This window comes from Pantoea sp. CTOTU49201, from assembly GCF_032054795.1.
Classification (GTDB): Bacteria; Pseudomonadota; Gammaproteobacteria; order Enterobacterales; family Enterobacteriaceae; genus Pantoea; species Pantoea symbiotica.
The window spans coordinates 1-6,960 of the sequence record NZ_DAMBSA010000254.1 but is presented as its reverse complement, the minus strand read 5'-3'; the positions used below and the strand labels follow the sequence as shown (position 1 = coordinate 6,960).

Below are 6,960 nucleotides of genomic sequence, written 5' to 3'. Positions count from 1 at the left end.
AGCCCGGAGGATTGCATCTTGCGCGCCAGCGCGCGCAGCGTCGGCAGCGGTATTGCGGTTTTATCCATGGAATTCCCGTCAAAGCGAAACACGCCCGCCTGAGCGGGCAAAATCGTAATCTAGCGCGTTCGCAATACGGGCAGTAAGAGGGTTTCGCTTTGCGGCAATAAGCGGGACTTATCCCACTAAGGTCAGTGGATGATTCTCAACGTTGCGGCGCGACATCAGCGACAGCAGGATCGATTTCACCGCTTCGGCCGGCTGTGACAGCGGCAGGTGATCCGACATGCAGAACGACAGCGACACCTGCACATCCGGATCGACGATCTTCGCCATCCACGCATCGCCGCTTTTCAGCATCGCGCGCGCCGCGGATTCCGGCATGATGGTGGTGCCGAGACCGGCGCTCAGCGCGGCATTCAGCGTGGTTTGCGACTCGATCTCGCATTTCACGCGGTACTGCAGATTGTTGTGTACGAAGGCATCGTCGAGCACTTTGCGCATGATGTTGTAGACGCGCGGTAGGAACAGATCGTATTGCGCCACCTGCGCCAGCGGGATCTCTTTCACCGGTTGCGCGAGGCTGAACGGGCAGACGAAGTAGAGATCCTCTTTCATCAGCGGCATAAAGCGCAGGCCGTGAATGGTGCGGTGATCGTAAATTACCGCCATATCCATGCGGCCATTCATGATCAGTTCGCTTAGCGTGGTGCCGAAATTCTCATTGAAGTAGAGCACGATGCCGGGATGCTGCTGCTGCACTTCCATCATCAGCGGCAACGCGAGGTTTTGTGCGGCGGTGCCCGGTGCTAAGCCCACCGAGACGCTGCCGCTCAGCGACGCGCCAACCAGCTCAATGGCGCTTTGTGCCTGTTCACACTGGCGCAAAATCGCCTGCGCGTGGGAGTAGAGCGTTTTACCGGCTTCGGTCGGCGTCACGCCGCGCTTGGTACGAATGAGCAGTTGCTGATTCACTTCGCCTTCCAGCGTAGCCAGCTGCTGGCTCAGCGCGGGCTGGGCAATATGCAAAATATCGGCGGCTTGGGTCAGGCTGCCCACATCAACAATTTTAACAAAGTACTTCAGGCGACGAAGATTCATGAACGCTTCCTCCAACAGAACGCATAGCGGGTATCAAGCAAACTTGATGCCAAAATAAGCTTTCGCGAATGAACTCAGACAGGAGGGTAGAGTCACAGTGCCTCCTACGGCAGGTGCTGAGTTGGACAGTTGCCGAGACGGCGAGGGCAAAACAGCGACCTTTGCACTGGTATGGTGCGATTCACTCATTAGATTTGGCGATGATGGGAGTGAGTAAACGGGTGTTGCGCGCTGTTAACCGGCACTCAAAGTAACACTCTATTAACATTGCGTCAGGCGCTGGCGCGTGACCTGCCGCGCATTTCCACATCAGGCTCGCCACCTTTATGGCGAAAGTGTGCGGTCGGTTCAGTCATCGCTTTGTGTTATATCACCACAACAAAGCACTATTAACCGCCGCTTCGGGCAAAAACCTATCCTCTGGTACACGTCGTGTTTGCAGCTTGCTGCAGGCCGTTCATGCTGACACTGAGCCAGGATTAACCCATGCCCGAGATAGCTGATCGATTAAAGAATGTCACCGTTTCTGCCTCCGTTGCTATGACCCAAAAGGCCCGCGATCTCGCCGCGCAGGGCATTGATGTGGTAGCGCTTTCTACCGGTGAACCCGATTTCCCCACGCCACCTCACGCGATTGAAGCCGCTTACGCTGCCGCGCGCGCCGGAGATACGCGCTATCCGCCTACCGATGGCACGCCAGCACTGCGCAAGGCGATCCAGCTGAAGTTCAAACGCGATAACCAGCTCGATTACGACGTCAGCCAGATCCTCACCGCCGGCGGCGCTAAGCAGATCATCTTTAACGCGATCCTCGCGACCATTAATCCGGGCGATGAAGTGGTGATCCCGACGCCGTCGTGGATCAGCTATGCCGATATCGTCAAATTCGCCGGTGGCGTTCCGGTGGCGCTTCCTTGCGCGCAGGAGAACGGCTTCAAGCCGCTGCCTGCCGATTTAGATGCTGCCATCACCGACAAAACCAAATGGCTGCTGCTCAACTATCCGAGCAATCCCACCGGTTCGGTGGCGACCAAAGCGGAGCTGCGCGCGCTGGGCGAGGTGCTGTTGCGCCATCCGCAGGTGTGGATCATGACCGACGATATCTACGAACACCTGATTTATGACGATGTGCGTTTTTACACGCTGGCGCAGGTTGAGCCGCGTCTATATGACCGCGTGCTGACGGTTAACGGCGTGTCAAAAGCCTATTCCATGACTGGCTGGCGTTTGGGCTTTTGCGGCGGCCCGGCGCCGTTGATCAAAGCGATGAGCAACGTGAATACCCAGAACAGCGGCGGCGTTTGCACCTTAACCCAGGCCGCGGCGGTGGCGGTGCTGGAAGGCCCGCAGGATCTGCTGCAGGAGCGCGCGCACATCTATCGTCAGCGCCGCGATTACGTGCTGGAGCGCCTGACGTCGATTGACGGCTTGCGCTGCCATAAACCGCAGGGCGCGTTTTATCTGTTTGTGAATATCGCGGGCTATATCGGCAAAACCAGCGCCGGTGGCCGGTTGATCACTAATGATGCCGATTTTGTGCTGGCGCTGATTGAGGAGCAGCACGTGGTGACAGTGCAGGGCGCGGCGTACGGGATGAGCCCGTTTATCCGCTTGTCGTATGCCACGAGCATGGAGCGGTTAGAGACGGGATGCGATCGCATTGCGGCGTTTTGTGGTGGCTGCGTTTGATGTCCAGGTCGCCATAAATGGCGACCCTACAAAACATCATTGCGCGATAACCTCTGCGGCTGGGGCGACCTGATGGCCGCAGGCTTCGATTTCGCTGCGCACAATGGTGGCGAGCGCCAGCGAACCTGGCGTGTCGCTGTGAACCAGAATCGAGCGTGCACGCACTGCAATCTCTTCACCTTCAATCGTTGTTACCGTGCCATGCTGCAAAAACTGTCGCACGCGGGCGCGCAAGGCGGCTTCCTCTTTGATTACCGCACCGTTAATGCCGCGCGGCACCAAACGGCCTTGTGCGTCATAGGCGCGGTCCGCCAGAAACAGCGTCAGCGTTTTCAGGCCTGCCGCCTGCGCGGCGCCTTCGATGATGGTATCGGGCTGGGCGAAGATGATCAGATCGCTATTGATGCGCGCCACTAATTCCATCACCTGTTGCGCCAGCGCGGCATCGCGGTTGACGATGTTGCCCATCGCGGCGTGGAAACTGAAGTGGGAAACATAGGTGCCTTCCGCGCGGGCAATCGCCGTGAGCGCGCCGAGCTGATAGGCCACTTGCTGGCAAATCTCTTCGGCGCTAAACGGCAGTTCGCGGCGGCCAAAACCCTGACGATCCGGCAAGCCGGGATGTGCGCCAATCCCCACGCTATGTGCCTTCGCCAGCCGCACCATGTTGCTCATGATCGCCGGATCGCCCGCGTGGAAACCGCAGGCGATATTGGCGGATGACACCACTTTCATCAGTGCGGCGTCATCGCACAGCTGGTAAACGCCAAAACCTTCACCCATATCGGAATTCACATCAATCTTCATGCCTGGTTTCCTTGTGCGGATTAAACGGTAAGCGCTTTACGCAGTGGCTGGCAGCTGAGACGCAGGCGGCTCAGCCAGCGCGTGACTTCCTGTTCGATGGCGATCGCTTCACGCACATCACATTGGATCAGCTGGATCGACTGGCCCGGCAGCACTTGTCCCAGCCGCCACAGATCCTGCTCGATCACGCCAGCGATCTTCGGATAACCGCCCGCGGTGTTAGCATCGCTCAGTTGGATGATCGGTTCGCCACCCGGCGGCACCTGCACAATGCCGGGGATCAGTCCGTACGATCGCATCTCAACGGTTTCTGACGGGAAGATCGGATCGCCTGATAGCCGATAGCCGGTGCGATTGCTTTGATTCGATACTTGCCATGACTGCTGCCAGAAACGCGCGGCATCGGCGGCAAACAGCGGGTATTCGCCGGAGGGAATGGCGCGCAGCTGAATGTCTCCGGCGCTGTTGCGGGGAAAACAGGCGTGTAATGCGCTGTCTGGCGGTTCGATGCCGATGCCGCTGTGGGGAAGTGCCGGGCTGCGACTTTCGCCGAGCGCCAGACGATCGCCACGCTGCAGTGGACGTCCTTCAACGCCGCCGAAGCCGCCGCGCAGCGCGGTACTGCGTGAGCCGAGCACCAGCGGCACATCAATGCCGCCAGCAATACACACATAGCCACGCGCGCCGCTGCGCGGATAGCGCAGCTCCAGCACTTGTCCGGCGCGCACGCTGCAGCCCCACCACGGCGGCAGCGGCGTGCCATCCAGCGTGGCTCGGCAATCCGCGCCGGTCACCGCGATACTGCTGTTTTGCAAAAAACGTACGCGGAATGGGAACAGCTGCACTTCAATCGCCGCTGCATTTTCGTCATTGCCGAGCAGGAGATTGCCGGCACGCAGCGCCAGCGGATCCATCGCGCCGCTCACCGACACGCCCATGTGGCGATAGTTGAAGCGTCCTAAATCCTGCACCGTGTTCAGCGCACCGCTCTGTTCGATCTCAATCACAGCTCAATCCTCTGCGGCAGAAAACGGATGCGATCGCCCGGTGCCATCAGCGCGGGCGATGCGGCCAGCGGATCAAATACTGCCAGCTCGGCAAAACCAATCGCGTTCCAGCCGTTCGGGCCGGTTAGCGCCGAGACGCCCGCCTGTGCGCCGCCGATGGTGACGGTGCCTTTCAGCATGCTGAGCGACGGCACTTTCTTGCGCGGTGTCGCCAGCAGCGGATCGAGACCGTGCAGATAACCGAAGCCCGGCGCGCTGCCCAATGCAAACACCGTGTATTCGCTTTGATGGTGCAGACGCACCACTTCGCGCGGGCTTAAGCCGGTATGGCGGCATACCGCCTCGAGATCGGTGGCGTGTTCACCGCCGTAATGCACCGGGATTTCAATCAGTTTGCCCTGCGGACTGATCGCCTGCGCCTGATCCCAGGCAGCATGCAGTTGCATGCGCACGGCGGTTTCATCGGCTGGAATATGGCGGAACAGCACCAGCAGATTGGTGACGCCGGGGATCAGCGCTTCAATCGCTTCGTCGGCATGCAGCAGGCGCGCCAGCGACCAGATGCGCCGCTGCGCCGGGAGATCGAAACCGCCTGGCGCTTCCACCAGCCACGCGCGTGCGCCGATGGTGGAGAGCTTGATAGCAGAGGAGCAAGCCAGCGCGGGAACGCTGGCAGGCTGGAGAGCAGAGTGCGACTTCACGGGCATGGTTATTCCAGCGGTTCAAATTTCAGACTGGAGAGCGGCTGTACGCGCTCTTCGCGCACCATTTTGTATTCGGTGTTGGGCCCAATCCACGTATCCCAGATTTTGTCGATGGTGCCGTCATCGTCCATCGCCTTCAGGCTGCTGTTGACGCTGGCCAGCAGCGCCGGTTCATCACGCTTCATGCCGACACCAATCGGCTCCAGCGCCATTGGCTCTTTGATCATCGCCAGATTGATACCGTCTTTTTTCGCCTGTGAAATGGTTTTGATGCCGGTCATGGTGTTGGTGACGAAGCCGACTGATTTGTTCTGCTCCAGTGCGAGGAACGCGGAAGCCGAATCCTGGAAGGTCACCGCTTTGCCGCCTTTGATGTGGATCGACTGTTCAGAGGTGGTGCCTTTGGTGGCGCTGATGCGTTTGCCCTGGAAATAGCTCAGCGGCTTGTCGGCCAGCGGTGCTTTGACCAGCAGCATCTCCTTGGCGACGTAATAGGGATCGCTGAACTGAATCTGGTTGCCGCGAGTTTTGGTGTAGGCAAGATTAGCGATCAATACGTCGGCGCGACCAGTGGCAATCACTGCAATACGCGCTTCTACCGAGGTGGGCACCAGCGTCAGTTTGACGTTCATCTGCTTCGCCAGCGCGTTGCACAGATCGATATCCATGCCCGCCAGCTGGCGCGTTTTCGGATCCGGAGAAGAGAAGGGCGGCACGTCAGAGTAGACCGCGCACTTCAGCTCGCCGCTGGATTTGATGTTCGCCATCATGTCTGCATTAGCAGCCGAAATAGCCAGCAGCGGCAGCAGTGCCAGCCCGATGGTGGTACGTCTTTTCATGGTCATGTGAACTTCCTCAATGATGAATACCACGGCGTCACCGGGACGGAGCGCCTGATTTCTCGCTTTTCTGGACTATATCGGCTTTGTTTTCAGACGAAAAAGAGGGAAACCCTGTCGTGCAATAGCAAAAAAATATGGCTACGCGGCGCATAAGTTCTTTCTATTCGGGCAGAGCAAAAAAGTGTTATCCAGCGCACACTTTTCTCGCCAGGCTGGTCGCATGTCCTCTCGGCAGTCCCGCCGATTGCATGTGGTAGAGAGAAGTGAAAAAGCATGAATGCCCGATTAGGCGTGTTATTGAAGATAGTGGCCGCGCTGTGCGCCACCTTGATGCTGGCGTGTGTAAAGGGGCTGAACGGCGCCATTCCCACCGGCGAAGTGATTTTTTTCCGCAGTTTTATCGCGCTGTTTCCGCTGCTGATTTGGCTGAAAATGCAGGGCAACGTGCTGGAAAACCTCAAGACGCGTAACCTGTTTGGTCACTTTATACGTGGCTTCTCCGGCACCGGCGGGATGTATTTTAACTACCTGGCGCTGGTGTATATCTCGCTCGCCGATGCCACCGCGCTGAGCTATGCAGCGCCGCTGTTTACCGTGATCATGGCGGCGATGCTGCTGAAAGAGCGGGTGCGGGTTTCGCGCTGGATCGCGGTGGTAGTGGGATTATCCGGCATTCTGATCATGCTCTCTTCCAGCCTGAGCGCCAGCGGCGCGCTGTTTTCTCATGATGCCAGCAACGCGACGGCGAGCCTTGGCGTGGCATTTGCGCTGATTGCGGCGCTGTGTTCCGCGACCTCTAACGAACAAATT

Annotated in this window: 7 protein-coding genes; 2 read left to right on the top strand and 5 right to left on the bottom strand. The window is 58.7% G+C overall.

Annotated features, from left to right (window positions below; all coding sequences use genetic code 11):
- Window positions 1-177: 177 nt before the first annotated feature.
- Complete coding sequence (gene nac / locus RTY00_RS16635; RefSeq protein ID WP_049851333.1) at window positions 178-1,101, bottom strand: nitrogen assimilation transcriptional regulator NAC; 924 nt, start codon at window positions 1,099-1,101, stop codon at window positions 178-180.
- A gap of 486 nt (window positions 1,102-1,587) precedes the next feature.
- Between nac and RTY00_RS16630 the strand changes: the two genes are divergently transcribed.
- A complete protein-coding gene (locus RTY00_RS16630) occupies window positions 1,588-2,790 on the top strand; it encodes a pyridoxal phosphate-dependent aminotransferase (RefSeq protein ID WP_312665180.1) in 1,203 nt (400 codons plus the stop codon).
- A 36-nt stretch (window positions 2,791-2,826) separates the two neighbouring features.
- Here RTY00_RS16630 and RTY00_RS16625 read toward each other — a convergent pair whose 3' ends face one another.
- Genes RTY00_RS16625 through RTY00_RS16610 form a run of 4 tightly spaced genes read right to left on the bottom strand, consistent with a single transcriptional unit; the run spans window position 2,827 to window position 6,153 of the window.
- Window positions 2,827-3,597: a 5-oxoprolinase subunit PxpA gene (locus RTY00_RS16625; protein ID WP_312665179.1), complete on the bottom strand. Its 771-nt coding sequence runs from the start codon at window positions 3,595-3,597 to the stop codon at window positions 2,827-2,829.
- A 20-nt stretch (window positions 3,598-3,617) separates the two neighbouring features.
- Window positions 3,618-4,604 (bottom strand): biotin-dependent carboxyltransferase family protein, encoded by a 987-nt coding sequence (locus tag RTY00_RS16620; RefSeq protein ID WP_312665178.1) that lies wholly within the window; start codon window positions 4,602-4,604, stop codon window positions 3,618-3,620.
- A complete protein-coding gene (gene pxpB, locus RTY00_RS16615; protein WP_312665177.1) occupies window positions 4,601-5,311 on the bottom strand; it encodes a 5-oxoprolinase subunit PxpB in 711 nt (236 codons plus the stop codon). Before pxpB ends, RTY00_RS16620 begins: the two co-directional genes overlap by 4 nt.
- Window positions 5,312-5,313: 2 nt before the next feature.
- A complete protein-coding gene (locus RTY00_RS16610) occupies window positions 5,314-6,153 on the bottom strand; it encodes a transporter substrate-binding domain-containing protein (RefSeq protein WP_312665176.1) in 840 nt (279 codons plus the stop codon).
- A gap of 270 nt (window positions 6,154-6,423) precedes the next feature.
- Here RTY00_RS16610 and RTY00_RS16605 point away from each other — a divergent pair.
- Window positions 6,424-6,960 (top strand): DMT family transporter (locus RTY00_RS16605; RefSeq protein ID WP_312665175.1); only part of this gene is annotated, 537 nt, incomplete at its 3' end.

Bases quoted from the DNA above. Each gene is read 5' to 3' on its own strand.
- nac (WP_049851333.1), bottom strand. From the start codon at position 1,101: ATGAATCTTCGTCGCCTGAAGTACTTTGTTAAAATTGTTGATGTGGGC.
- RTY00_RS16630 (WP_312665180.1), top strand. From the start codon at position 1,588: ATGCCCGAGATAGCTGATCGATTAAAGAATGTCACCGTTTCTGCCTCC.
- RTY00_RS16625 (WP_312665179.1), bottom strand. From the start codon at position 3,597: ATGAAGATTGATGTGAATTCCGATATGGGTGAAGGTTTTGGCGTTTAC.
- pxpB (WP_312665177.1), bottom strand. From the start codon at position 5,311: ATGCCCGTGAAGTCGCACTCTGCTCTCCAGCCTGCCAGCGTTCCCGCG.
- RTY00_RS16610 (WP_312665176.1), bottom strand. From the start codon at position 6,153: ATGACCATGAAAAGACGTACCACCATCGGGCTGGCACTGCTGCCGCTG.